Raw genomic sequence first — 23,633 nt, forward strand, 5'->3', positions numbered from 1 at the left:
TATTTATTAAATGCAGTTATTCTTCAAAATATTGCGTTAAGTTTCTCTCGTAGCTATTTAACGAGTGGTGGACGACCGCCAGGTCAGGCATCGATTCCCGAACCCCTTTTTTCTCAATAGAAATGGCGGCGGTCAGGCTGGCAAATAAAATAATGTTATCGATATGCCATGAGTAATGGACGCCATAGGTGAAGGCGCCGTGAAATACATCCCCGGCGCCGGTGGTATCAACGGCATTGCACAGCCAGGACGGGACGATCTGCAGCATACCGCTTTTTAAAAAAGCGCAGCCTTTTTCGCCAAGGGTAATAAATGCTTCACCGCGGCAAATTTTATTCAACTCAATCAGGGCCGCTTTAATTTCTGCTTCGGTGCTCAGCGAGCGATAGCTCATATAATCGCGGGCGAAATGTTCGCTCACTACAAAATAGTCAGTCCAGGCCGCCAGTTTAATATTGCTGGCGCGCAGTGACCCGCCGTCCATCACGACCCTGGCGTTGGGCAGTTTCTTAATTAAATATTCACTGATTTCCGCCTCATGGCCGTCAATTAAAATGGTAACCGGCTCCTCGCTGGCAATCAGTCGCTCGGCGAGGTCGTCCAGTTTGAGCTTTTGCTCGTAGGTCAGGGAAGGCGGCGTTTGCATCTTGCGGGTAATAATCGTCCGCGAACCCGTTAAGCGATTGACCAGCACCGAGGCCAGCGGGGTGATCATGTCATCGGAGAAAACCACCTGGCTGGTATCCACCCCCGCCTCGGCAAACTCATCGATAATGCGCTGACCGTAAAGGTCCTGCTGCAGATGACCAATGTAATAAACCTCCTCGCCCCATAATCCCAGCAGCCAGGCCGCATTGGCCGCCGGACCGCCGCCGCTTTCAATAAAATCATGACAAAAGTTTTTGGTATTCTCCTGGGGCCATTCATTGAGAAAGAAAAACTGATCGAAACAAGCAAATCCAATGGACAAAATAGCCATAACCACTCCTGATTATTTGTCAGCGGCGGAAAGCGTGGCCCTCCCGCCGGGAAAAATGACCTCGCTTATTCATTTTTCTGCTTCGCCGTAAGCTCCTCATAGCTGAGCGTGTTGCCCACCACCTGGACGTGACGGAAGCAGAAAGGCGCCAGCAGCGCGACGAGCAGCGCCAGACAAATCAGATAGATAGTGATCTGACCAAACTGGGTGAACGCATTCCCGATAATGATGCCCCATACCGCGAAGTCGAAATCGGCGAAGGTGCTGTTTTCAAACCCGAGGTTGCCGAGCGCCGGCAGCAGCATCGCCGGCAGGAAGGCCAGGAAGATCCCGCCGATAAAGGAGGCGATGATACATCCGCGCTTACCGCCCAGTTTGTCGGCGAAGACGCCGGACGTGCCGCCGCAGAAGAAGTGCGGCACCATGCCGGGAATAATCAGCGCCATGCCCAGCCCGCCGAGCAAGAGCATCCCGACCAGCCCGCCCACAAAGGAACTGATGAATCCCACTACCACCGCGGTGGGGCTAAAGGTGAAGAACACCGCGCAGTCAACGGCCGGGATGGAATCCGGGATCAGCTTCTGGCTGATGCCCTGGAACGCCGGCACCAGATCGCCGAGGATCAGCCGCACGCCGTTATAGACAATGGCTACGCCAACGGCGAACTGCAGACCGGTCAGCACCGAGAAGATCAGCATGTTTTGGTCGGTGATGGTGCTCAGGTACGCCGACCCGGCGACAGCGCTGCAGACAAAGTAGATAACAAACATCACGATACCGGTGGTGACCGTGGTATCGCGCAGAAAGCCCCACTTTTCTGAAATTTCGGTATCGGCGAAGGAATTTGCCGGATTGCCGGTCCGGCTGGCGATCCATGCCGAGAGGTAGTAGCCGAGAGAGCCGAAATGGCCCATGGCGATCCCGCCGTCTTCGGTTACCTGCCTGGTGTAACGCTGACCGATGGCCGGGGAGATGGCCGACCATGAGCCCAACAGGAATCCACCGATCAGGATCAACATCCAGCCCTGGAACTCCGCCGCCTGCAGAACGGCGGAGAACAGGCAGGCGAGAAAGAACGAATGATGGCCGGTCAGAAAGATATATTTATACTTGGTACAGCGGGCGATAATCAGATTGAAAATAAAGCCTAACAGTAAAATACTCATGGTTTCCACGCCCAGCATTTTCTGGGCGACGGAGACAATGGCTTCATTGTTCGGAATAACGCCGCGGATATTAAATCCGGCCTCGATAATACCGCCCAGCGGATTGAGATTGGCAACGATAACGCCTGCCCCAGCGCTCAACATCAAATAGCCTAAAATCGGCTTTAATGTGCCGGTAAGCAGTTTGTTACCGGGGGAGCGCAGCGCCACTAAACCAACAAAGGCGATAAGCCCCATTAAAAAGGCGGGTTGACTGAATATTTCCGTTAAGAAACTAAGAATAGCCTGCATGGTCGTTCCCTCTATGCTGATTAAGAGTGAGTCGCAGCAATTTTCATCAGCGCGTCGGTAATATCCTCGGCGATCTTCGCTTTATGGACGTAGCTGCGAATGATGGCGACATGACAGTGGGCCGGAAATTGATTTGCCAGTTCTTTGATCGTGACGTAAAGGTCGGCTTTTTCCCCGACGGCGTTAGCAAAATCGACCGAGGCGACGTCCGCTTTGATGCCTAATTCGTCACAAATCTTTTTCACATTATTCGCAGCCATCAATGAGCTGCCAATACCGTTACCACAAACCGTTCTGATAACTAACATAATGACTACTCCATTTGTTTTTGAATGAAATGTAAGACTGAATTAACGTCATTTTCCTGCTGAAGAAAGGTCACAATATCTGACTCGATCAGCGAGGCTATCAGTTGGATCATTTTGATATGACTGTCAGCATCGGCGCCGGCGATCGCGATGACCACGGAAACCGGATCGAACTCATCGTGGCCGAAGGAGATTGGCGTGGCGGTGGTGACAAGTGAGAACCCGGTCTGTAATGCCCCTTTTTCCGGCCGGGCATGCGGCATGGCAATCCCGTCATCTATCACGATGGCGGCGCCAAAATCTTCATATACCGTCAGCATCTCGTTGACATATTCGGCGCTGCAAATCTGGCGCCTGGCAAGTAATGAACCCGCCAGTTCGATGGCCTCTTCCGCACGGGAAATATTCTGCTTAAGGGCGATTAACGACGGGTCAAAAATAATTTCCATCCTCAGCTCCTGAACGTATTCCTGTTCCTGAGTTAAATCATGACCAAATACATTGATGAAAATGATGGATGAGATCACATCCGCGGTTTTAAATATTGATGGGGATCACATCGACGGCAAAGTACCGGCAGAAAACGATATAAATAATTTATATGTTTTTCAGTCTGTTATGAAGGCTTTGTATTTTGACGCTGAAATTTGCCAGAGAAAAAGTGAGAGGTAAAGCGAATTTTTTCGCCAGAAGTTTATCTCTGGTCACAAATATCGGCGGGTCATTTTCTTAAATTTTGACGCCGCTAACAAAAAAGGCCCGCCTGAGCGAGCCTTTTATTAAAACGCGTGCCGATTACAGGCTGGAAACGTTTTCGGTCAGGTATTTTGCAACGCCTTCCGGAGAGGCGGCCATACCTTCTTTTCCTTTTTCCCACTGCGCCGGGCAGACTTCGCCGTGCTCTTCGTGGAACTGCAGGGCGTCTACCATACGCAGCATTTCGTCGATGTTACGGCCCAGCGGCAGGTCGTTAACCACCTGATGACGAACGATGCCGTTGGCGTCGATCAGGAAGGAGCCGCGCAGCGCTACGCCTTCGTCCGGATGCTCAATACCGTAAGCTTTCTGGATTTCACGTTTGATGTCAGCAACCATCGCGTATTTAACCGGGCCGATACCGCCCTGGTCTACCGGGGTGTTACGCCATGCGTTGTGCACGAACTCGGAGTCGAAGGAAACGCCAACCACTTCCACGCCGCGTTTCTGGAATTCTTCGTAACGTTTGTCGAACGCGATCAGCTCAGACGGGCACACGAAGGTGAAGTCCATCGGCCAGAAGAACAGAACGGTAGGTTTACCGTTGGTGTGCTGTTTGAAATTGAATTTCTCAACGATCTCACCATTACCCAGCACAGCGGCTGCAGTAAAATCCGGCGCTTGACGAGTGACCAGAACCATTTGATTCTCCTGTAATTACTAAGGTTATTTGGAACGCAACGCGGGCAAGTATAGAGCCTGCCCGGCAATAACACAAAGAGGCGCTAACAATCGTTCAGCCAGTTTTTACCTATCAATGACGTGGCTATTACAGCTGTTTGTTTTCTGCCTGGCGCATCATCTGCGGATAAAAGCGCCAGAACTGCGTCTCCAGACGGTCGTAATGGGTATCCAGATCCTGCCAGGAGTCGCGTAGCGCCTCGAGACGTGGACGGCGGCTGGCCATGCCGTTCAGCACGCGCTGAATAAAATCCATTTCCCGATAGCGCTCCAGCCAGCGCTCCGACCACAGATATTGATTGAGATTGACGAAGCGGGGCGGCGAGTCGGGCAGGATGGGGACGATCTGCCGCTCGGCGTAGCGTACGAACTCGTCCAGCGGCAGGTCAGGGGAGAGCTGCGTCCAGTGCTGGGACAGGAAATGATCCCACATGACGTCGAGGGTGATGGGGGCGACGCGGCGGGTCTGCGGGCGAAACCACTCCCGCGCCTCTTTGACTTCCGCCAGGTTGTCAGTCATCACGTCAATCCGGCGATGCATATAGATGCCGTCGATGATCTCCGCCGGATAGTCGCCCTGCGGGTTGCCGCGCACGAAGTCGGCCATCAGGTTGCCGGGCAGCGAACTGTCGGCGAGATGGGCCAGGTGCAGGTGGGCGAGAAAATTCATAAAACGACATCCTTTAAATACGAGCGGGCAGGTGGAAACACCGATGTTGCGCTGAACGCCGCCTCGGTGGCCGAATGGCATGCTGTCTTGCCGCGCGCGGCACCTTTGCCACCGGTAAGGCATTCGGTTGCCGCATGGCGGCATTCGGAATGATTTGGAATATAGATTATGTCATTCATCCGGAGGGGTAAAGGTTGCAGCCAGACCGCCCCGGCACTAGACTACCCGCCTCTTTATTCAGTCTGAGTTACCGTCATGCGCGTTACCGATTTTGCTTTTGAACTACCCGAATCTCTGATCGCCCACTATCCGATGCCTGAGCGCAGTAGCTGTCGCTTGCTCTCCCTGGACGGGCCGACGGGCGCGCTGACGCATGGCACCTTCACCGACATCCTCGATAAGCTCAATCCCGGCGATCTGCTGGTGTTTAACAACACCCGGGTGATCCCGGCGCGTCTGTTCGGCCGCAAGGCCAGCGGCGGCAAGATTGAAGTGCTGGTGGAGCGGATGCTGGATGATAAGCGCATCCTGGCCCATATTCGCGCCTCAAAAGCGCCGAAGCCGGGCGCCGAGCTGCTGCTGGGCGATGACGAGAGCATTAAGGCCACGATGCTGGCGCGCCACGGCGCGCTGTTTGAAGTGGAGTTTAACGACGAGCGCCCGGTGCTGGAGATCCTTAACGGGATCGGCCATATGCCGCTGCCGCCCTATATTGACCGCCCGGACGAAGACGCCGACCGCGAGCTCTATCAAACCGTCTATGGCACCAGGCCGGGCGCGGTAGCCGCCCCGACCGCCGGTTTGCATTTCGACGAACCGCTGCTGGACAAACTGCGCGCCAAAGGCGTTGAGATGGCGTTTGTCACCCTGCATGTGGGGGCGGGCACCTTCCAGCCGGTGCGCGTCGACAGCATTGAAGAGCACACCATGCACTCCGAATATGCCGAAGTGCCGCAGGAGGTGGTCGATGCGGTGCTGGCGGCGAAAGCGCGCGGCAACCGCGTGATAGCGGTGGGCACCACCTCGGTACGTTCGCTGGAGAGCGCGGCGCAGGCGGCGAAAGACGCGCTGATCGCGCCGTTCTTCGACGATACGCAGATTTTCATCTACCCGGGTTATCAGTACCAGGTGATCGATGCGCTGGTGACTAACTTCCATCTCCCTGAATCCACACTGATTATGCTGGTGTCGGCGTTTGCGGGTTATCAGCACACCATGAACGCCTATAAGGTGGCGGTTGAGCAGAAATATCGCTTTTTTAGCTACGGGGATGCGATGTTTATCACGTACAATCCGCAGGCTATTTCTGAGCGTCCCTGAAAAGGCCGGTACGCCGGCTTGTAGACGCCATAACGCATTTTTTAGCTACGGAATCATTCCGTGGCGAGTATGAAAACGTCGGACTGTTTTTCTGACGCAGGAGCAAGCATGAAATTTGAACTGGATACCACCGACGGTCGCGCCCGCCGCGGTCGCCTGGTGTTTGAGCGCGGCGTGGTGGAAACACCGGCCTTTATGCCCGTTGGCACCTACGGCACCGTCAAAGGGATGACGCCGGAAGAGGTGGAAGCCACCGGCGCGCAGATTATTCTCGGCAACACCTTCCACCTGTGGCTGCGCCCGGGTCAGGAGATCATGAAGCTGCACGGCGATCTGCACGATTTTATGCAGTGGAAAGGACCGATCCTGACCGACTCCGGCGGTTTCCAGGTGTTCAGCCTTGGCGATATCCGTAAGATCACCGAGCAGGGCGTCCACTTCCGCAATCCGATCAACGGCGATCCGATTTTCCTCGATCCGGAAAAATCGATGGAGATTCAGTACGATCTCGGCTCTGACATCGTGATGATCTTCGACGAATGTACGCCGTACCCGGCGGACTGGGATTACGCCAAGCGCTCAATGGAGATGTCTCTGCGCTGGGCGAAGCGCAGCCGCGACCGTTTCGATAGCCTTGGCAATAAAAATGCGCTGTTCGGCATTATTCAGGGTAGCGTTTACGAAGATTTACGCGATATCTCGGTGAAAGGTCTGGTAGAGATTGGCTTTGATGGCTACGCTGTCGGCGGTTTGGCGGTTGGTGAGCCGAAGGAAGACATGCACCGTATTCTGGAGCACGTCTGCCCGCAGATCCCGGCCGATAAACCACGATACCTGATGGGCGTCGGGAAGCCGGAAGATCTGGTGGAAGGGGTACGTCGCGGTATCGATATGTTCGACTGCGTCATGCCGACGCGCAACGCGCGTAACGGCCACCTGTTCGTCACCGACGGCGTGGTGAAAATCCGCAACGCGAAGCACAAAAGCGATACCGCGCCGCTGGACGCCGAGTGTGATTGCTATACATGTCGCAATTATTCACGCGCTTACTTGCATCACCTCGACCGTTGCAACGAAATATTGGGCGCGCGTCTCAATACCATTCATAACCTGCGCTACTATCAGCGTTTAATGGCTGGTTTACGCAAGGCTATCGAAGAGGGTAAATTAGAGAGCTTCGTGACCGATTTTTACCAACGTCAGGGGCGCACCGTGCCTCCTTTGAACGTTGATTAATTTTAATAATGAGGGAATTTCAATGAGCTTTTTTATTTCTGATGCGGTAGCGGCAACGGGTGCACCGGCGCAGGGCAGCCCGATGTCTCTGATTCTGATGCTGGTGGTGTTCGGTCTGATTTTTTACTTCATGATCCTACGTCCACAGCAGAAGCGCACCAAGGAACATAAGAACCTGATGAACTCCATCGCCAAAGGTGATGAAGTGCTGACCAACGGCGGTCTGGTCGGTCGCGTGACCAAAGTAGCGGAAACTGGCTACATTGCTATCGCGCTGAACGATACCACTGAAGTGGTTATCAAACGTGACTTCGTTGCTGCCGTTCTGCCGAAAGGCACCATGAAGGCGCTGTAATCTAACTTTTCCCAAAGGGAACTGCCGTGTTAAACCGTTATCCTTTGTGGAAGTACGTCATGCTGGTCGTCGTCATTGTCGTCGGCCTGATCTATGCGCTTCCCAACCTGTATGGTGAGGATCCGGCTGTTCAAATCACTGGCGCGCGCGGCGTCGCCGCCAGTGAGCAAACGCTGATCCAGGTCCAGAAAACTTTACAAGAAGAAAAAATAACCGCGAAGTCTGTGGCACTGGAAGAGGGCGCTATTCTTGCGCGCTTCGACACCACTGATACCCAGCTGCGCGCGCGCGAAGCGCTGCTTAACGTGCTGGGTGACAAATACGTCGTGGCGCTGAACCTTGCTCCGGCAACCCCACGCTGGCTGGCGGCGCTCTATGCCGAGCCGATGAAGCTGGGTCTTGATCTGCGCGGCGGCGTGCACTTCCTGATGGAAGTCGACATGGACACCGCGTTAGGCAAACTGCAGGAACAGAACATCGATAGCCTGCGCAGCGAGCTGCGCGACAAAGGCATTCCTTACGCGACCGTGCGTAAAGAAGACAACTACGGTCTGAGCATCGTCTTCCGCGACAGCGCGGCGCGCGACCAGGCTATCTCTTATCTCAGCCCTCGCCATCGCGATCTGGTTATTTCCTCTCAGGGTGACAACAGCCTGAAAGCGGTGATGACCGATGAGCGCCTGAAAGAAGCCCGTGAGTACGCGGTTCAGCAGAACATTAATATCCTGCGTAACCGTGTGAACCAGCTGGGCGTCGCCGAGCCGCTGGTTCAGCGTCAGGGCGCTGACCGCATCGTGGTTGAGCTGCCGGGTATCCAGGATACCGCGCGTGCGAAGGAAATCCTTGGCGCGACCGCGACCCTCGAGTTCCGTCTGGTCAATACTAACGTGGACCAGTCCGCCGCCGCCTCTGGCCGCGTGCCGGGCGACTCGGAAGTGAAGCAGACGCGTGAAGGCCAGCCGGTAGTGCTGTACAAGCGGGTGATCCTGACCGGGGACCATATCACCGACTCGACCTCCAGCATGGATGAGTACAACCAGCCGCAGGTTAACATCTCGCTGGACAGCGCGGGCGGTAACATCATGTCTAACTTCACTAAGGACAACATCGGCAAGCCGATGGCGACCCTGTTCGTGGAGTATAAAGACAGCGGTAAGAAAGACGCTAACGGTCGCGCTATCCTGGCGAAAGAGGAAGAGGTGATTAACATCGCCAACATCCAGTCGCGTCTGGGTAACAGCTTCCGTATCACCGGTATCAGCAATCCGAACGAAGCGCGTCAGCTGTCGCTGCTGCTGCGTGCCGGCGCGCTGATTGCGCCGATTCAGATCGTCGAAGAGCGGACTATCGGCCCAACCCTGGGAATGCAGAACATCAAGCAGGGTCTGGAAGCCTGTCTGGCCGGTCTGGTGGTCTCTATCCTGTTCATGATCCTCTTCTATAAGAAGTTCGGCCTGATTGCGACCTCGGCGCTGATTGCCAACCTGATACTGATTGTCGGCATTATGTCCCTGATCCCGGGGGCGACGCTGACCATGCCGGGCATCGCGGGTATCGTGTTAACCCTTGCGGTGGCGGTCGATGCTAACGTTCTGATCAACGAGCGTATCAAAGAAGAGCTGAGCAACGGGCGTACCGTTCAGCAGGCGATTGACGAAGGTTATCGCGGCGCGTTCAGCTCGATCTTCGACGCCAACGTGACGACGCTTATCAAAGTGATCATCCTGTACGCGGTCGGTACCGGTGCCATTAAAGGGTTTGCGATTACCACCGGTATCGGTATCGCGACCTCAATGTTTACCGCTATCGTCGGCACCCGTGCCATCGTGAACCTGCTGTACGGCGGCAAGCGCGTTAAAAAGCTGTCTATCTGAGGAGTGCGTTGTGGCACAGGAATATACTGTTGAACAATTGAACCACGGCCGTAAAGTCTGGGACTTTATGCGCTGGGACTACTGGGCCTTCGGCATTTCAGGTTTTCTGCTAATTGTGTCGATCGCCATCATCGGCGTTCGCGGGTTTAACTGGGGGCTCGATTTCACCGGCGGTACGGTGATTGAAATTACCCTTGAGAAACCGGTCGATCTGGACCAGATGCGCGATTCCCTGCAGAAAGCGGGCTTTGAAGAGCCGCAGGTGCAGAACTTTGGCAGCAGCCGCGACATCATGGTACGTATGCCGCCGGTGCATGACGCCAACGGCAGCCAGGAGCTGGGCAGCAAGGTCGTGACGGTGATTAACGAATCGACCAGCCAGAATGCGGCAGTGAAGCGTATTGAGTTTGTCGGCCCGAGCGTCGGGGCGGACCTCGCGCAAACCGGCGCCCTGGCGCTGATTGCGGCGCTGGTCTGTATCCTGATCTACGTCGGCTTCCGCTTCGAATGGCGTCTGGCCGCCGGGGTGGTTATCGCCCTGGCGCACGACGTGGTGATCACCATGGGCGTGCTGTCGCTGTTCCATATCGAGATCGACCTGACCATCGTGGCCTCGTTGATGTCGGTTATCGGCTACTCGCTGAACGACAGTATCGTGGTATCGGACCGTATCCGTGAAAACTTCCGTAAGATCCGCCGCGGTACGCCGTACGAGATCTTTAACGTGTCGTTGACCCAGACGCTGCACCGTACCTTGATCACCTCTGGTACCACTTTGATGGTGATCCTGATGCTGTTCCTGTTCGGCGGCCCGATTCTGGAAGGCTTCTCGCTGACCATGCTGATCGGTGTTTCCATCGGTACGGCTTCCTCTATCTACGTCGCCTCCGCGCTGGCGTTGAAGCTGGGCATGAAGCGCGAGCATCTGATCCAGCAGAAGGTTGAGAAAGAAGGGGCGGATCAGCCGTCTATTCTGCCGTAATCCGGTTCAGTTGAGATAAAGCTATCCCGGCCCTTGCGGCCGGGATTTTTTTGCCCGCGACAAAACCTGCTGACAGTATGCTGTCAGGAGCCCTCCCATACACTGCCTCTGAACTCACTAACGAGCAGGAGGAAGTATGAACAACGTGATTAACTGGTTTGAAATTCCGGTCGCCGATATGGATCGCGCCGTCGCGTTTTATGAGCCGGTGATGCAAGTGTCGCTGCGTCGCGAAACCATGGACTGCGCCGAGCTGGCGGTGTTCCCGCATCAGGATCCGGCCCCCGGCGGCGCGCTGGCCAAATTTGAAGGTATCGCGCCCTCGGCGCAGGGCGCTATTATTTATCTGCATACTGATCATCTTGCCGCCACGCTGGAGCGCGTTGCCTCGGCGGGTGGGGCCTGTGTCTTCGGCCCGCTGACGCTGCCGAATGATATTGGCACCATCGCCCTGTTTACCGACAGCGAGGGCAACCGCGTCGGCCTGCACCAGCCGGCTTAACCTTAACTTTTGTGAAGTGAGACATGACCCGACGCGCCGACCGTTTATTTCAGATTGTGCAGATCCTGCGCGGCAGGCGGCTCACTACCGCCGCGCTGCTGGCGGAGCGGTTGGGCGTGTCGGAGCGTACTGTCTATCGCGATATTCGCGATCTCTCCCTCTCCGGCGTACCGGTGGAGGGCGAAGCGGGCAGCGGCTACCGGCTGCTGGCGGGCTACGATCTGCCGCCGCTGATGCTGACCACCAAAGAATCCGAGGCGATGATCGCTGCGATTCGGCTGCTAAAAACCTGGGGCGGTGAGGCGCTGTCGCAGTCGCTGGAGTCCGCCCAGGAAAAAATGCTGGCGATCCTGCCGGAGGCGCGTCGGCGCCAGGCGGAGCAGACTCGCCTGTTTGCCCCTGACCTTGGCGCGCATCGCTATGCTAAAACCCATTTTGACGTTATCCACCAGGCCGTATCCAATCAGCAGGTATTACAGCTTCACTACCAGGATGAATCCGGTCAGGTGACGTGGCGTGAAGTGCTGCCCCTGGGGCTGTTTTTCTGGGGCGAACGCTGGCTGTTGGTGGCCTGGTGCGAACTGCGCAATGATTACCGCAATTTTCGCCTCGACCGTTGTCTGGAGGTCAGAAGGACCGAACGTCGATTCAGCGAGTGCGCCGACCGCTCGTTAAGCGATTTTCTGCGCAAGGTCCGGTGCGAGGTGCGGGAGAAATAAAAAAGCCCGGGCAGCAGGAGCTGCGGCCCGGGCGCTGTCTTGCTGTATCAGCAATCAGAAGTTGTAGCCGACCACGAAGTAACCACCCCAGCCGGTCGAGCGAACGCTGAACGGACCATCGCCGAAGTTCAGCTTCGCATCATCAGCCCACTGGCCGCCGTTATGGAAGTAACGGGCGACGATAGAGTAGTGCCAGTGCGCGTAGTTCAGCGCCAGGATGTGGCTGGAGGCGATAGAGTTGCTGGTGCGCGCGTGCTTCCCGTTCAGATCGTAGAAGTTGTCATCGCCGAGGTCAGAACCCCAGTCGAAGTTGGTGAAGCCGATGTAGCTCAGCGAACCGCCCCACAGGTCGGTCAGCGGCACAAAGTATTTCACTTTGAAGCGATAGCCGTCCCATTCGTTTTCGTTGGAGGCGCCGTAGTTCTGCCACTGGTACTTGGCGTAGACGTTCAGCGACAGGCTCATTGGCAGGCCGGTATCGATATCGGTACCCAGACCCATATACCAGGTGCTCTGCTCCTGGGAGTCGTTGCGGCCCATATCGTAGATATAGTTGTTGGCGAAATACCATTCTTTGAAAGGCCCGAAGCTCAGGTCGGTATTGGTCAGCTTATCGATAGAGAAACGCGGTTCGATCTCCATAAACAGCGGGGAACCTTTGTTCCAGATACCTTTTGCCGTGCTGTTGCCGCCGAAGAATACCGGGGCATCAATATAGCCGTAGAAATCAAACCAGTCTTTTTTGGCGAACGCTTCGTATTCCAGGTAGGTATCGTTACGGATCTGCGGTCCAAAACGGGTGTGGTAGCTGCCCACCACGTTAACACTCTGGTGCCACCAGTCAGACAGATACTGCGGTTTGTCGTTTTCTGCCGCGCCCGCGGCAAAAGTAGTGGAGAGCGCCACAACCGCACCCGCTGCCAGTAATGTTTTTTTCATAGTAATGCCACTGTTTAAATTGAGCCTGAAGGCGTTAAAAGAAGTGCCGAAGCGTTTCTAAATATTTCGTCTTTCTGTGGGGGTCTATTATAGGAATCATTGCTCACAAAAATACGTGTTGTTTCACATAACCAGAACATGCGTAATCGATTGCGTTCACGATTCTATGCATTTCTTGACAAAATGCTACTGAAAATCGCGCTGCAGAACGATTTCTAATGAACTCTTGCGAAAAGTTGTAAGTGGATAAGAAAGACGGGGCAGGAGGTAGCCGGGCGGGGCAGGCCCGGCTGAAGGCTTACTGGGCGGCGGCGGGCTGGATATCGTGTACGCGAATAAAACCGACTTTATCTGGCGTTACATTGAGGCGCAACGGGATATCGACATCGCTGGGGGCGAGGGTGCTGGCCGGCGCGCTAATCAGCTGATCCTGAACATTGACTTCCTGATAGCTGTGGGTGGTGCCGGTGATCTGTCCGGAAGCGACGGTGGCGGTAAAGGCCGGCAGCGGATCGTTGGATTCGCCCTGAATGCGTAAGGTCAGGCGTGACCCATCGCCATCCGGGGTAATACTGCCCACCGACATGCGCAGGGTGCCGATCTGGCTCTCCAGCCGCGCCGGGGTCTTGGCCTCCGGCAGCAGATAGACGCCGCGGGTGGATTTGGCGTTCAGCGCGTTTTGCTGGGTGATTTTGATCGTTTGCTGGTTGAGCTGGGTCATCTCCTGGCTCAGCGTACTCACGCTCTGGTGCATCTGGCGGATTTCGCTTTGCTGGGCGCAGGCGGTCAGGGTGAACAGGCAGCCCGCGATGGCGAGCTTCAGGTAACGTCTTGTCATGGTCAGGATTCCGTTTACAGAGGATGCTTAATGGTAGCCAACCCGGCCTCATCTCCCATAGATCCTTTGTCTCAAAAGCTCTTTCTTTGTAGTCCGGTCACTTCGCGGTAAACTACTCTTCAGTTTAACTACCTGTCAGGACGCGCTATGCATTGCCCTTTCTGTTTCGCCGTGGATACCAAAGTGATCGACTCTCGTCTGGTGGGGGAAGGCTCTTCCGTGCGTCGCCGTCGGCAGTGCCTGGTCTGTAACGAACGCTTTACCACCTTCGAAGTGGCGGAGCTGGTGATGCCGCGGGTGGTGAAGAGTAACGATGTGCGCGAACCCTTCAACGAAGACAAGCTGCGCAGCGGGATGCTGAAAGCGCTGGAGAAACGTCCGGTTAGCGCCGACGACGTGGAAATGGCGGTCAACCATATCAAGACTCATCTGCGCGGCACCGGCGAGCGCGAAGTGGCCAGCAAAATGATCGGCAACCTGGTGATGGAGCAGCTGAAAAAGCTGGATAAAGTCGCCTATATTCGCTTCGCGTCGGTCTATCGCAGCTTCGAAGATATTAAAGAATTCGGCGAAGAGATCGCCCGCTTACAGGACTAAGCCATGCAGGACGAAATGTACATGGCGCGTGCGCTGAAGCTTGCCGCGCGCGGTCGCTTTACTACCCATCCTAACCCTAACGTCGGCTGCGTCATTGTGAAAGACGGCGAGATCGTCGGCGAGGGGTTTCACTATCGCGCCGGCGAGCCGCATGCTGAAGTGCACGCCCTGCGCATGGCTGGCGAAAAGGCGCGCGGCGCCACCGCCTACGTCACTCTTGAGCCCTGCAGCCACCATGGCCGTACGCCGCCATGCTGCGATGCGCTGATTGCCGCCGGCGTCAGCCGCGTGGTCGCCGCGATGCAGGATCCGAACCCGCAGGTGGCGGGGCGCGGTTTGTATCGCCTGCAGCAGGCCGGCATTGAGGTCAGCCATGGGCTGATGATGAACGAAGCGGAAGCGCTGAATAAGGGCTTTCTGAAGCGGATGCGCACCGGTTTTCCCTGGGTGCAGCTGAAGCTGGGCGCCTCGCTGGACGGCCGCACGGCGATGGCCAGCGGCGAAAGCCAGTGGATCACCTCCCCGCAGGCGCGACGCGACGTGCAGCGTCTGCGCGCCCAGAGCCATGCCATCCTGACCAGCAGCGCCACCGTGCTGGCGGACGATCCGGCGCTGACCGTGCGCTGGCAGGAGCTGAGCGCCGATACCCAGGCGCTTTATCCCGAAGAGAATTTGCGCCAGCCGCTGCGCGTCGTTATCGACAGCCAGAACCGCGTCACGCCTGAGCATCGTATTGTGCAGCAGGCGGGGGAAACGCTGTTTGCCCGCCTGCGCGCCGATGCACGGCAGTGGCCGGAAAGCGCCCGCACGCTGCTGGTTCCGGAGCATAACGGCCATCTCGATCTGGTGCTGCTGATGATGATGCTCGGCAAACAGCAGATCAACAGCGTCTGGGTTGAGGCAGGGGCTACGCTTGCCGGGGCGCTGCTGCAGGCGGGTCTGGTCGACGAGCTTATCGTCTATATTGCGCCTAAACTGTTAGGCAATGCGGCGCGTGGATTATGCGCGCTGCCGGGGCTTGAAGAGCTGAGCCAGGCCCCCCATTTTAAATTCAATGAGATACGTCAGGTTGGCCCGGATGTCTGCCTGCATTTAACCACTGCGTGAGGCTTTCCTGATTATTAGGAAGCAGCGCTCAGAATAATATGATAAAATCCGCCCCCCTTGCGGGGCACATGAACCCGAAGGAAGAGTATGAACATTATTGAAGCTAACGTTGCTACCCCGGACGCTCGCGTCGCCATCACCATTGCGCGTTTCAACAACTTTATCAATGACAGCCTGCTGGAAGGCGCGATTGACGCCCTGAAACGCATTGGTCAGGTAAAAGATGAAAACATCACCGTCGTTTGGGTTCCAGGCGCGTATGAGCTGCCGCTGGCGGCTGGCGCACTGGCGAAAACCGGTAAATATGACGCGGTGATCGCGCTGGGGACGGTGATTCGCGGCGGTACCGCCCACTTTGAATATGTGGCAGGCGGTGCCAGCAATGGCCTGGCGCATGTCGCTCAGGACAGCGAAATCCCGGTAGCCTTTGGTGTTCTGACCACTGAAAGTATTGAACAAGCCATTGAGCGCGCTGGCACCAAAGCCGGTAACAAAGGTGCAGAAGCTGCGCTGACCGCGCTGGAAATGATTAACGTATTGAAAGCCATCAAGGCCTGATTTTTGTAAGGGGAATTCCGTGAAACCTGCTGCTCGTCGCCGCGCCCGTGAGTGTGCCGTTCAGGCGCTCTACTCCTGGCAGTTGTCCCACAACGACATCGCTGATGTCGAATACCAGTTCCTGGCGGAACAGGACGTAAAAGATGTTGATGTTCTGTATTTCCGCGAACTGCTGTCCGGAGTGGCGACTAACAGCGCGTACCTCGACGGCCTGATGAAGCCCTACCTGTCCCGCCAGCTGGAAGAGCTGGGCCAGGTTGAAAAAGCGGTGCTGCGTATCGCGCTGTTTGAGCTGTCCAAACGTGATGACGTACCGTATAAAGTGGCCATCAATGAAGCTATCGAACTGGCGAAAACCTTCGGCGCTGAAGATAGCCACAAGTTCGTTAACGGCGTGCTGGACAAAGCGGCTCCGGTAATTCGTCCCCACAAGAAGTAAACTGCAGGCCGGGTTTTGCGAGGGTCGCCTCGCAGCCCGGCCTTATTTATTATTTTGCTGAGGCATAACGTATGGCATGCGGCGAATTCTCCCTGATTGCCCGTTATTTTGATCGCGTTAAAAGCGCCCGCCTTGATGTTGAAACCGGCATCGGCGATGACTGCGCGCTCCTGCATATTCCCGAGAAAAAAACGCTGGCAATCAGCACCGACACCCTGGTGGCGGGCAATCACTTCTTACCCGATATCGACCCGGCCGACCTCGCTTATAAAGCGCTGGCGGTGAACCTGAGCGACCTCGCGGCGATGGGCGCGGAGCCGGCGTGGCTCACGCTGGCGCTGACCTTGCCGGAGGTGGATGAAGTCTGGCTGGAAGCCTTCAGCGACAGCCTGTTTGTCCAGCTGGACTATTACGCTATGCAACTGATTGGCGGCGACACTACCCGTGGCCCGCTCTCCATGACGCTGGGTATCCACGGCTTTGTGCCGCCGGGACGCGCCATGAAACGCGCTGGCGCGAAGCCGGGGGACTGGATCTATGTTACCGGCACTCCGGGAGATAGCGCCGCCGGTCTGGCTGTACTGCAGAATCGTCTAACGGTGGATGAACCGTCTGACGCCGACTACCTGCTGGCCCGTCATCTGCGGCCGATGCCGCGCGTGCTGCAGGGCCAGGCGCTGCGTGACCTGGCGACATCGGCTATCGATCTCTCCGACGGCCTGATCTCCGATCTGGGCCATATTCTCAAAGCCAGCGGCTGCGGCGCACGTATCGATCTCGATGCCATGCCGTACTCCGATGCGATGCTGCGCCAGGTTGATTCTGAGCAGGCGCTGCGCTGGGCGCTCGCCGGCGGGGAAGATTACGAGTTGTGCTTTACCGTACCGGAGCTGAACCGCGGGGCGCTGGACGTGGCTCTTGGCCATCTTGGCGCGCGTTTTACCTGTATCGGACAGATTGCGCCGGAGAGCGAAGGGCTGCAGTTTATCCGCGACGGTAAGCCGGTCGCGCTTGATTTAAAGGGATACGATCACTTTGCGTAGTCGAGACGAGGCGCTTAGCCGCCTGAGTATGCGTAATCCGTGGCATCTGCTGGCGACCGGCTTTGGCAGCGGCTTAAGCCCGGTGGTGCCGGGGACGATGGGCTCGCTGGCGGCGATCCCGTTCTGGTATCTGATGACCTTTCTCCCCTGGCAGCTTTACTCGCTGGTGGTGATGATGAGCATCTGTATCGGCGTCTATCTGTGCCATCGCACGGCCAAAGATATGGGCACCCATGACCACGGCAGCATCGTCTGGGACGAGTTCGTCGGGATGTGGATCACCCTGATGGCGCTGCCGACCATGGACTGGCAGTGGGTGGCCGCCGGCTTCGTGATTTTCCGTATCTTCGATATGTGGAAGCCGTGGCCGATTCGCTGGTTTGATCGCAATATCCACGGCGGAATGGGGATTATGGTCGATGATATCGTCGCCGGCGTGATCTCCGCCGGCGTGCTGTACATCATTGGCCATCACTGGCCCATCGGTCTGCTTTAACCGCCTCTCCCCGGCAACGCTACGCTGCCGGGGAAACCACGCCCGTCACTTAAATCCCACCACCGGATGCGGCTGATACGGCGCCTCCAGCTTGTCGATCTGTTCCGCGGAGAGCGTCAAATCCACCGCCTGCAGCAGATCATCGAGCTGTTCCTGACGCGACGGGCCGATAATCGGCGCGGCGACGCCGGGTTTGCTTAACAGCCAGGCGAGAGCGACCTGGGCGCGGCTGGCGTCGAGTTCTTCCGCCACGTCCGCGAGATTCTCGGCGATCTGCGCATCGTTTTCTTCACTGGCGCTGTACAGCGATTTGCCGAACTCATCTGAGACCAGCCGGGCGGTGGTCTCACCCCAGGGGCGGGTTAGCCTGCCGCGCGCCAGCGGACTCCACGGGATCACCGCTACGCCGTTACGTTGGCACAGGGGCAGCATCTCATTCTCTTCTTCCCGGTAAATCAGGTTGTAGTGATCCTGCATGGTGACGAAGCGCGCCCAGCCGTTCTGCTGCTGGAGCGCCAGCGCCTGGGCAAACTGCCGGGCATGCATGGACGAGGCGCCGATATAGCGCGCTTTGCCGGCTTTCACCACCTCGTCCAGCGCTTCGAGCGTCTCTTCAATCGGGGTGGTATAGTCCCAGCGGTGGATCTGCAGCAGGTCGACATAGTCCATCCCGAGACGGCGCAGGCTGTCGTCGATGGAGCGCAGGATCTGCGCCCGGGAAAGTCCTTCCGCCAGATCGCCGACCTGGTGATACACCTTGGTGGCGACAACCACCTCGTCGCGGCGGGCAAAGTCGCGCAGGGCGCGGCCAACGATCTCTTCGCTGCTGCCGTCGGAGTAGCTATTTGCGGTATCGAAGAAGTTGATGCCGCCTTCAATGGCGTGCTGGATAAGCGGACGGCTGCTCTCTTCCGGAAGCGTCCAGGCGTGCCTCCCGCGGTCCGGCTCGCCGAAGGTCATGCAGCCGAGGCAGAGTCGGGAAACACGTAAGGCAGTATCACCGAGGGGGATATAGTGCATAGTGCGCTCCTGCTATTCATCGAGGGTATCCCTTAAGCATAGCAGGAGCGGAAGGGGCAATTATGCCAGCCAGTCGCGGATTTTGGCTTCAATACCGGCGGCATCAAGGCCGAGGTCGGCGCGGATCTCTTCCTGAGTGCCCTGAGGAATAAAATAATCCGGCAGGCCAATATTGAGCACCGGTACCGCCCGGCGATGGGCCATCAGCACTTCGTTCACGCCGCTGCCGGCGCCGCCCATGATGGCGTTCTCTTCCAGCGTCACCAGCGCGTCGTGCTCGCCGGCCAGCTGGAGGATCAGCGCGGTATCCAGCGGCTTCACAAAGCGCATATCCACCAGGGTGGCGTTGAGTTTGTCCGCTACCGCCGCGGCTTCCGGCAGCAGGGTGCCAAAGTTGAGGATCGCTATTTTCTCGCCCTGACGTTTCACCACCCCTTTGCCGATCGGCAGCGATGCCAGCGGCTCGAGCGTCGCGCCGGTGCCGCTACCGCGCGGATAGCGCACCGCGCAGGGGCCGTTGCTGTAGTGGTAGCCGGTGTACAGCATCTGGCGACATTCATTTTCATCGCTCGGGGTCATTACCACCATATCCGGAATACAGCGCAGGAAGGAGAGATCGAACGCTCCCTGATGCGTCTGACCGTCTGCGCCGACGATCCCGGCGCGGTCGATAGCAAACAGCACCGGCAGCTTCTGGATAGCCACATCGTGGATCACCTGATCGTAGGCTCGCTGCAGGAAGGTGGAGTAGATCGCCACCACCGGCTTGTAGTCGCCAATCGCCAGCCCGGCGGCGAAGGTGACCGCATGCTGCTCGGCAATGGCGACGTCAAAGTACCGATCGGGGAATTTCTTCGAAAACTCCACCATCCCTGAACCTTCGCGCATCGCCGGCGTGATCGCCATCAGCTTGTTGTCTTTGGCCGCCGTTTCACACAGCCAGTCGCCGAAGATTTTCGAGTAGGAAGGGAGGCCGCCGCTGCTTTTGGGCAGTACGCCGCTGGTATGGTCGAATTTTGGCACCGCATGGAAGGTGATCGGGTCTTTCTCGGCAGGCTCATAGCCGCGGCCTTTTTTGGTCATAATATGCAGGAACTGCGGGCCTTTCAGGTCTCGCATGTTCTTCAGCGTGCTGACCAGACCGAGCACGTCATGGCCATCCACCGGGCCAATGTAGTTAAAGCCCAGCTCTTCAAACAGCGTGCCCGGCACCACCATCCCTTTGATATGCTCTTCGGTACGCTTAAGCAGCTCTTTAATCGGCGGCACCCCGGAGAAGACCTTTTTGCCCCCTTCGCGCAGGGTGGAGTAGAGCTTACCGGAGAGCAGCTGCGCCAGATGATTGTTCAGCGCGCCGACGTTCTCGGAAATCGACATTTCATTGTCATTCAGCACCACCAGCAGGTCGGGTTTGATATCCCCGGCGTGGTTCATCGCCTCAAACGCCATGCCGGCGGTGATCGCCCCGTCGCCAATGACGCACACCGCGCGCCGCTGCTTATCCTCTTTCGCGGCGGCGATAGCCACCCCGATACCCGCGGAAATGGAAGTGGAGGAGTGACCGACGCTCAGCACGTCATACTCGCTTTCACCGCGCCACGGGAAGGGATGCAGGCCGCCTTTCTGACGAATGGTGCCGATTTTGTCCCGGCGACCGGTCAGAATTTTATGCGGGTAGGCCTGATGGCCGACGTCCCAGATCAGGCGATCGAACGGCGTGTTATACACGTAGTGCAGCGCCACGGTCAGTTCCACCGTGCCGAGGCCAGAGGCAAAGTGACCGCTGGAACGGCTGACGCTGTCCAGTAGATAGCGCCGCAGCTCATCACATAGCTTCGGCAGGCTCTCTTTTGGCAACAGGCGCAACTCCTGGGTGGAATCTACCAGCGCCAGGGTCGGGTATTTGGCAATATCAAAACTCATCAGAGACTCATTTTTTGTTTATTTATCGCGCTGAATAATGTAATTCGCGAGCGCTTCCAGTGCCGAAGTATCCAGAGATTGTGCGGCCAGCTCATCTAACGACCGGCGGGCATCAGCGATCAGGTCGTGCGCTTTCTTCCGGGCTTGCTCAAGACCCAGGAGGGCGGGATAGGTGCTTTTACCCAATTGCTGGTCGGCACCCTGACGTTTGCCAAGGGTCGCAGTATCCCCTACCACGTCGAGAATGTCATCCTGGACCTGGAAGGCAAGACCGATATTTTCCGCATAGCGATCCAGCGCGGGCAGGGCAGCGCGGCCGCGTTCGCCGGCGCTCAGGGCTCCCATCCGGACGGCGGCGCGGATCAGGGCGCCCGTTTTGTGGCGATGGATACGCTCCAGCGCCTGTAAATCAACCTGCTGTCCCTCGGCCTGCAGATCCAGCGCCTGGCCGCCGCACATGCCCGCCACGCCGCTGGCCTGCGCCAGTTCGGAAACCATCGCCAGCCGGTCCCGGTCAGGAACGTCGACCATCGGCGCATCACTCAGTATAGAGAACGCCAGCGTTTGCAGGGCATCTCCCGCAAGAATTGCGTTGGCTTCGCCAAATTTAATATGGCAGGTCGGCAGGCCGCGGCGCAGATCGTCATCATCCATCGCCGGCAAATCATCATGCATCAGGGAGTAGGCATGAATGCATTCGACCGCCGCGGCAGGAGCATCCAGCGTGGTACGGCACACGCCGAACATCTCGCCGGTGGCGTAGACAAGGAAGGGACGCAGGCGTTTACCGCCTAACAATGCGCCATAATGCATCGCTTCCACCAGCGGAGTGTTCTGAAAGGGCTGCGGGGCGATGAAACGGCGCAGCGCTTCGTTTGCCTGTTCCACACAGGCCTGCAATTGTTGCGGGAAATCCATTTATTCAGCGTCCGGCGTAAAAGGCGTGGTCGGGGAATCTTCACTATCCGCCAGCAGGATCTGCACGCGCTGTTCGGCCTTCTGCAGCTGACTTTGCCCCTGGCGCGCCAGCTGTACGCCGCGCTCAAATTCGCTTAGCGCTTCCTCTAACGGCAAATCGCCGCTTTCCAGACGGTTAACGATCTGCTCCAGTTCGCCCAGAGCAGTTTCAAAGCTGGCCGGGGCCTCATTTTTCTTTGGCATAGTGAATGTAGACTCTTGTTATGTCGCGACGGCAATACCGGGTATGGTAACGAAGTCACGCGTGTAAGCAAATAACGCGCAATGGTGATATACTCCGCGCCCAGGATGCAGGCACCGGTGTGCGCTGCTTTACAACTTTTGCTTATAGCCCCGTCGGGCTTGCCAACGAACTATTGTCGCTATGAAGTTTATCATTAAATTGTTCCCGGAAATCACCATCAAAAGCCAATCTGTGCGGTTGCGCTTCATTAAAATCTTAACCGGGAACATTCGTAACGTTCTCAAAAACTATGATGAGACGCTGGCCGTCGTCCGTCATTGGGATCATATCGAAGTTCGCGCGAAAGATGAAAATCAGCGCCCGGCTATTCGCGATGCGCTGACCCGTATCCCCGGCATCCACCATATTCTGGAAGTCGAAGACGTGCCGTTCACCTCGCTGCACGATATTTTCGAGCAGACGCTGCCGCTGTGGCGCGAGGCGCTGGAAGGCAAAACCTTCTGCGTGCGAGTGAAGCGTCGCGGCAAACATGAATTCACCTCAATTGAAGTGGAACGTTACGTCGGCGGCGGTCTGAATCAGCATATTGAAACGGCGCGCGTGAAGCTGACCGACCCGGACGTCACTGTCAATCTCGAGATTGAAAACGATCGCCTGCTGCTGGTGAAAGGCCGCTATGAAGGCATCGGCGGTTTCCCGATCGGCACCCAGGAAGATGTGCTGTCGCTGATCTCCGGCGGCTTTGACTCCGGCGTCTCCAGCTACATGCTGATGCGCCGCGGCTGCCGCGTTCATTACTGCTTCTTTAACCTTGGCGGCGCCGCCCATGAGATTGGCGTCCGCCAGGTTGCGCATTATCTGTGGAACCGCTTCGGCAGCTCACACCGCGTTCGCTTTGTGGCGATTAACTTTGAGCCAGTAGTCGGCGAAATCCTTGAAAAAGTGGACGACGGCCAGATGGGCGTCGTGCTCAAGCGCATGATGGTCCGCGCCGCGTCAAAAGTCGCGGAACGCTATGGCGTGCAGGCGCTGGTCACCGGCGAAGCGCTCGGCCAGGTCTCCAGTCAGACCCTCACTAACCTGCGCCTGATCGATAATGTCTCCGATACTCTGATCCTGCGCCCGCTGATTTCGCACGATAAAGAGCACATCATCGACCTGGCGCGTGAGATCGGCACGGAAGATTTCGCCCGCACCATGCCGGAATATTGCGGCGTGATCTCCAAGAGCCCGACCGTGAAGGCGGTGAAGGCGAAGATTGAAGCGGAAGAAGAACACTTCGATTTCAGCATCCTTGATAAAGTGGTAGAAGAGGCGAGCAATATCGATATCCGCGAGATCGCCCAGCAGACGGAAGAGACGGTGGTGGAAGTGGAAACCGTGACCGGCTTTGGCGCCAACGACGCGATCCTCGACATTCGCTCCATCGACGAGCAGGAAGACAAGCCGCTGAAGGTCGAGGGGGTTGAGGTTGTTTCCCTGCCGTTCTACAAGCTAAGCACCAAATTTGGCGATCTCGATCAGAGCAAAACCTGGCTGCTGTGGTGCGAGCGCGGGGTGATGAGCCGTCTGCAGGCGCTTTATTTGCGCGAGCAGGGCTTCAGCAACGTGAAAGTTTATCGCCCGTAACAGATTGTTATGATGCAAAAGGCCTTCCCTGATGGAGGGCCTT

The 23,633-nt window shown here is 57.1% G+C and carries 28 protein-coding genes; 16 read left to right on the forward strand and 12 right to left on the reverse strand.

The window, feature by feature from the left end; translation table 11 throughout:
• Positions 1–16: 16 nt before the first annotated feature.
• The 4 genes from KPHS_10880 to KPHS_10910 all read right to left on the reverse strand — a co-directional run bounded on the left by KPHS_10880 (position 17) and on the right by KPHS_10910 (position 3,193).
• Positions 17–979 carry a putative kinase gene (locus KPHS_10880; RefSeq protein YP_005225388.1) on the reverse strand — a complete coding sequence of 321 codons (963 nt, stop codon included), beginning with the start codon at positions 977–979 and terminating at the stop codon, positions 17–19.
• Positions 980–1,044: 65 nt separating this feature from the next.
• Positions 1,045–2,436, reverse strand: a complete 1,392-nt coding sequence (locus tag KPHS_10890; RefSeq protein YP_005225389.1) for a putative sugar-specific permease — start codon at positions 2,434–2,436, stop codon at positions 1,045–1,047.
• 20 nt (positions 2,437–2,456) lie between these two features.
• Entirely contained in the window at positions 2,457–2,744 is a 288-nt protein-coding gene (locus tag KPHS_10900; RefSeq protein YP_005225390.1) for a putative phosphotransferase system, lactose/cellobiose-specific IIB subunit, read from the reverse strand.
• Between the two features lie 5 nt (positions 2,745–2,749).
• A complete protein-coding gene (locus KPHS_10910) occupies positions 2,750–3,193 on the reverse strand; it encodes a putative phosphoenolpyruvate-dependent sugar PTS family enzyme IIA component (protein YP_005225391.1) in 444 nt (147 codons plus the stop codon).
• 55 nt (positions 3,194–3,248) lie between these two features.
• Here KPHS_10910 and KPHS_10920 point away from each other — a divergent pair, with 55 nt between their 5' ends.
• Positions 3,249–3,416 (forward strand): hypothetical protein, encoded by a 168-nt coding sequence (locus tag KPHS_10920; protein ID YP_005225392.1) that lies wholly within the window; start codon positions 3,249–3,251, stop codon positions 3,414–3,416.
• A gap of 123 nt (positions 3,417–3,539) precedes the next feature.
• Here KPHS_10920 and KPHS_10930 read toward each other — a convergent pair whose 3' ends face one another.
• Together KPHS_10930 and KPHS_10940 are read right to left on the reverse strand one after the other, a co-directional pair.
• The gene (locus tag KPHS_10930) at positions 3,540–4,142 is read right to left on the reverse strand and encodes a putative thiol-alkyl hydroperoxide reductase (RefSeq protein ID YP_005225393.1); all 603 of its coding nucleotides are present in this window, start codon (positions 4,140–4,142) and stop codon (positions 3,540–3,542) included.
• A 127-nt stretch (positions 4,143–4,269) separates the two neighbouring features.
• Complete coding sequence (locus KPHS_10940; protein YP_005225394.1) at positions 4,270–4,851, reverse strand: phosphodiesterase; 582 nt, start codon at positions 4,849–4,851, stop codon at positions 4,270–4,272.
• A gap of 74 nt (positions 4,852–4,925) precedes the next feature.
• Here KPHS_10940 and KPHS_10950 point away from each other — a divergent pair, with 74 nt between their 5' ends.
• The 8 genes from KPHS_10950 to KPHS_11020 all read left to right on the forward strand — a co-directional run bounded on the left by KPHS_10950 (position 4,926) and on the right by KPHS_11020 (position 11,839).
• The gene (locus tag KPHS_10950) at positions 4,926–5,042 is read left to right on the forward strand and encodes a hypothetical protein (RefSeq protein ID YP_005225395.1); all 117 of its coding nucleotides are present in this window, start codon (positions 4,926–4,928) and stop codon (positions 5,040–5,042) included.
• A 64-nt stretch (positions 5,043–5,106) separates the two neighbouring features.
• Positions 5,107–6,171 carry an S-adenosylmethionine--tRNA ribosyltransferase-isomerase gene (locus KPHS_10960; protein ID YP_005225396.1) on the forward strand — a complete coding sequence of 355 codons (1,065 nt, stop codon included), beginning with the start codon at positions 5,107–5,109 and terminating at the stop codon, positions 6,169–6,171.
• Positions 6,172–6,279: 108 nt separating this feature from the next.
• On the forward strand, positions 6,280–7,407 hold the full coding sequence (locus KPHS_10970) for a queuine tRNA-ribosyltransferase (protein YP_005225397.1): 1,128 nt from the start codon (positions 6,280–6,282) through the stop codon (positions 7,405–7,407).
• A gap of 22 nt (positions 7,408–7,429) precedes the next feature.
• A complete protein-coding gene (locus tag KPHS_10980) occupies positions 7,430–7,762 on the forward strand; it encodes a preprotein translocase auxillary subunit (protein ID YP_005225398.1) in 333 nt (110 codons plus the stop codon).
• A 59-nt stretch (positions 7,763–7,821) separates the two neighbouring features.
• Entirely contained in the window at positions 7,822–9,636 is a 1,815-nt protein-coding gene (locus KPHS_10990) for a preprotein translocase subunit SecD (protein YP_005225399.1), read from the forward strand.
• Between the two features lie 10 nt (positions 9,637–9,646).
• Positions 9,647–10,618, forward strand: a complete 972-nt coding sequence (locus tag KPHS_11000; RefSeq protein YP_005225400.1) for a preprotein translocase subunit SecF — start codon at positions 9,647–9,649, stop codon at positions 10,616–10,618.
• Between the two features lie 136 nt (positions 10,619–10,754).
• Positions 10,755–11,120, forward strand: a complete 366-nt coding sequence (locus KPHS_11010) for a VOC family protein (RefSeq protein ID YP_005225401.1) — start codon at positions 10,755–10,757, stop codon at positions 11,118–11,120.
• 23 nt (positions 11,121–11,143) lie between these two features.
• The gene (locus KPHS_11020; RefSeq protein ID YP_005225402.1) at positions 11,144–11,839 is read left to right on the forward strand and encodes a DeoR family transcriptional regulator; all 696 of its coding nucleotides are present in this window, start codon (positions 11,144–11,146) and stop codon (positions 11,837–11,839) included.
• 54 nt (positions 11,840–11,893) lie between these two features.
• Here KPHS_11020 and KPHS_11030 read toward each other — a convergent pair whose 3' ends face one another.
• Together KPHS_11030 and KPHS_11040 are read right to left on the reverse strand one after the other, a co-directional pair.
• Positions 11,894–12,778, reverse strand: coding sequence for a nucleoside channel, receptor of phage T6 and colicin K (locus tag KPHS_11030; protein ID YP_005225403.1), 885 nt, complete (start codon positions 12,776–12,778; stop codon positions 11,894–11,896).
• 298 nt (positions 12,779–13,076) lie between these two features.
• On the reverse strand, positions 13,077–13,616 hold the full coding sequence (locus tag KPHS_11040; protein YP_005225404.1) for a DUF3251 domain-containing protein: 540 nt from the start codon (positions 13,614–13,616) through the stop codon (positions 13,077–13,079).
• Between the two features lie 147 nt (positions 13,617–13,763).
• On the opposite strand from KPHS_11040, the gene KPHS_11050 reads away from it, so the two are divergent.
• The 6 genes from KPHS_11050 (at position 13,764) to KPHS_11100 (ending at position 17,856) form a co-directional block, all read left to right on the forward strand.
• Positions 13,764–14,213, forward strand: a complete 450-nt coding sequence (locus KPHS_11050) for a transcriptional regulator NrdR (RefSeq protein YP_005225405.1) — start codon at positions 13,764–13,766, stop codon at positions 14,211–14,213.
• A gap of 3 nt (positions 14,214–14,216) precedes the next feature.
• The gene (locus KPHS_11060) at positions 14,217–15,320 is read left to right on the forward strand and encodes a bifunctional diaminohydroxyphosphoribosylaminopyrimidine deaminase/5-amino-6-(5-phosphoribosylamino)uracil reductase (RefSeq protein YP_005225406.1); all 1,104 of its coding nucleotides are present in this window, start codon (positions 14,217–14,219) and stop codon (positions 15,318–15,320) included.
• 87 nt (positions 15,321–15,407) lie between these two features.
• On the forward strand, positions 15,408–15,878 hold the full coding sequence (locus KPHS_11070) for a 6,7-dimethyl-8-ribityllumazine synthase (RefSeq protein YP_005225407.1): 471 nt from the start codon (positions 15,408–15,410) through the stop codon (positions 15,876–15,878).
• 19 nt (positions 15,879–15,897) lie between these two features.
• Positions 15,898–16,317 carry a transcription antitermination protein NusB gene (locus tag KPHS_11080; RefSeq protein ID YP_005225408.1) on the forward strand — a complete coding sequence of 140 codons (420 nt, stop codon included), beginning with the start codon at positions 15,898–15,900 and terminating at the stop codon, positions 16,315–16,317.
• A gap of 71 nt (positions 16,318–16,388) precedes the next feature.
• On the forward strand, positions 16,389–17,360 hold the full coding sequence (locus KPHS_11090; RefSeq protein YP_005225409.1) for a thiamine monophosphate kinase: 972 nt from the start codon (positions 16,389–16,391) through the stop codon (positions 17,358–17,360).
• Between the two features lie 28 nt (positions 17,361–17,388).
• On the forward strand, positions 17,389–17,856 hold the full coding sequence (locus tag KPHS_11100) for a phosphatidylglycerophosphatase (protein ID YP_005225410.1): 468 nt from the start codon (positions 17,389–17,391) through the stop codon (positions 17,854–17,856).
• 45 nt (positions 17,857–17,901) lie between these two features.
• Here the strand turns inward: KPHS_11100 and KPHS_11110 are convergent, their stop codons facing one another.
• From KPHS_11110 to KPHS_11140, 4 genes are read right to left on the reverse strand one after another with little or no spacing between them, the layout of a single operon-like run.
• On the reverse strand, positions 17,902–18,876 hold the full coding sequence (locus tag KPHS_11110) for a putative NAD(P)H-dependent xylose reductase (protein ID YP_005225411.1): 975 nt from the start codon (positions 18,874–18,876) through the stop codon (positions 17,902–17,904).
• A 60-nt stretch (positions 18,877–18,936) separates the two neighbouring features.
• Complete coding sequence (locus tag KPHS_11120; RefSeq protein YP_005225412.1) at positions 18,937–20,799, reverse strand: 1-deoxy-D-xylulose-5-phosphate synthase; 1,863 nt, start codon at positions 20,797–20,799, stop codon at positions 18,937–18,939.
• 18 nt (positions 20,800–20,817) lie between these two features.
• On the reverse strand, positions 20,818–21,717 hold the full coding sequence (locus KPHS_11130) for a geranyltranstransferase (protein YP_005225413.1): 900 nt from the start codon (positions 21,715–21,717) through the stop codon (positions 20,818–20,820).
• Positions 21,718–21,960, reverse strand: a complete 243-nt coding sequence (locus KPHS_11140; RefSeq protein YP_005225414.1) for an exodeoxyribonuclease VII small subunit — start codon at positions 21,958–21,960, stop codon at positions 21,718–21,720. It lies immediately after the preceding gene.
• 181 nt (positions 21,961–22,141) lie between these two features.
• Here KPHS_11140 and KPHS_11150 point away from each other — a divergent pair, with 181 nt between their 5' ends.
• Positions 22,142–23,590 (forward strand): thiamine biosynthesis protein ThiI, encoded by a 1,449-nt coding sequence (locus tag KPHS_11150; protein ID YP_005225415.1) that lies wholly within the window; start codon positions 22,142–22,144, stop codon positions 23,588–23,590.
• The last annotated feature ends 43 nt before the right edge of the window (positions 23,591–23,633 follow it).

The organism is Klebsiella pneumoniae subsp. pneumoniae HS11286 (assembly GCF_000240185.1).
In the GTDB taxonomy this organism is placed as follows: domain Bacteria; phylum Pseudomonadota; class Gammaproteobacteria; order Enterobacterales; family Enterobacteriaceae; genus Klebsiella; species Klebsiella pneumoniae.

Excerpts from the sequence above, each read along its gene's own strand:
- KPHS_10920 (YP_005225392.1), top strand. The coding sequence starts at position 3,249 with ATGAAAATGATGGATGAGATCACATCCGCGGTTTTAAATATTGATGGG.
- KPHS_11010 (YP_005225401.1), top strand. The coding sequence starts at position 10,755 with ATGAACAACGTGATTAACTGGTTTGAAATTCCGGTCGCCGATATGGAT.
- KPHS_11110 (YP_005225411.1), bottom strand. The coding sequence starts at position 18,876 with ATGCACTATATCCCCCTCGGTGATACTGCCTTACGTGTTTCCCGACTC.
- KPHS_11050 (YP_005225405.1), top strand. The coding sequence starts at position 13,764 with ATGCATTGCCCTTTCTGTTTCGCCGTGGATACCAAAGTGATCGACTCT.
- KPHS_10950 (YP_005225395.1), top strand. The coding sequence starts at position 4,926 with ATGGCATGCTGTCTTGCCGCGCGCGGCACCTTTGCCACCGGTAAGGCA.
- KPHS_11150 (YP_005225415.1), top strand. The coding sequence starts at position 22,142 with ATGAAGTTTATCATTAAATTGTTCCCGGAAATCACCATCAAAAGCCAA.
- KPHS_10880 (YP_005225388.1), bottom strand. The coding sequence starts at position 979 with ATGGCTATTTTGTCCATTGGATTTGCTTGTTTCGATCAGTTTTTCTTT.
- KPHS_10970 (YP_005225397.1), top strand. The coding sequence starts at position 6,280 with ATGAAATTTGAACTGGATACCACCGACGGTCGCGCCCGCCGCGGTCGC.
- KPHS_11040 (YP_005225404.1), bottom strand. The coding sequence starts at position 13,616 with ATGACAAGACGTTACCTGAAGCTCGCCATCGCGGGCTGCCTGTTCACC.
- KPHS_11090 (YP_005225409.1), top strand. The coding sequence starts at position 16,389 with ATGGCATGCGGCGAATTCTCCCTGATTGCCCGTTATTTTGATCGCGTT.
- KPHS_10900 (YP_005225390.1), bottom strand. The coding sequence starts at position 2,744 with ATGTTAGTTATCAGAACGGTTTGTGGTAACGGTATTGGCAGCTCATTG.
- KPHS_10980 (YP_005225398.1), top strand. The coding sequence starts at position 7,430 with ATGAGCTTTTTTATTTCTGATGCGGTAGCGGCAACGGGTGCACCGGCG.
- KPHS_11020 (YP_005225402.1), top strand. The coding sequence starts at position 11,144 with ATGACCCGACGCGCCGACCGTTTATTTCAGATTGTGCAGATCCTGCGC.
- KPHS_11070 (YP_005225407.1), top strand. The coding sequence starts at position 15,408 with ATGAACATTATTGAAGCTAACGTTGCTACCCCGGACGCTCGCGTCGCC.
- KPHS_10990 (YP_005225399.1), top strand. The coding sequence starts at position 7,822 with ATGCTGGTCGTCGTCATTGTCGTCGGCCTGATCTATGCGCTTCCCAAC.
- KPHS_11100 (YP_005225410.1), top strand. The coding sequence starts at position 17,389 with ATGCGTAATCCGTGGCATCTGCTGGCGACCGGCTTTGGCAGCGGCTTA.
- KPHS_10960 (YP_005225396.1), top strand. The coding sequence starts at position 5,107 with ATGCGCGTTACCGATTTTGCTTTTGAACTACCCGAATCTCTGATCGCC.
- KPHS_10910 (YP_005225391.1), bottom strand. The coding sequence starts at position 3,193 with ATGGAAATTATTTTTGACCCGTCGTTAATCGCCCTTAAGCAGAATATT.
- KPHS_11130 (YP_005225413.1), bottom strand. The coding sequence starts at position 21,717 with ATGGATTTCCCGCAACAATTGCAGGCCTGTGTGGAACAGGCAAACGAA.
- KPHS_11060 (YP_005225406.1), top strand. The coding sequence starts at position 14,217 with ATGCAGGACGAAATGTACATGGCGCGTGCGCTGAAGCTTGCCGCGCGC.
- KPHS_11140 (YP_005225414.1), bottom strand. The coding sequence starts at position 21,960 with ATGCCAAAGAAAAATGAGGCCCCGGCCAGCTTTGAAACTGCTCTGGGC.
- KPHS_11030 (YP_005225403.1), bottom strand. The coding sequence starts at position 12,778 with ATGAAAAAAACATTACTGGCAGCGGGTGCGGTTGTGGCGCTCTCCACT.
- KPHS_10940 (YP_005225394.1), bottom strand. The coding sequence starts at position 4,851 with ATGAATTTTCTCGCCCACCTGCACCTGGCCCATCTCGCCGACAGTTCG.
- KPHS_10890 (YP_005225389.1), bottom strand. The coding sequence starts at position 2,436 with ATGCAGGCTATTCTTAGTTTCTTAACGGAAATATTCAGTCAACCCGCC.
- KPHS_11120 (YP_005225412.1), bottom strand. The coding sequence starts at position 20,799 with ATGAGTTTTGATATTGCCAAATACCCGACCCTGGCGCTGGTAGATTCC.
- KPHS_10930 (YP_005225393.1), bottom strand. The coding sequence starts at position 4,142 with ATGGTTCTGGTCACTCGTCAAGCGCCGGATTTTACTGCAGCCGCTGTG.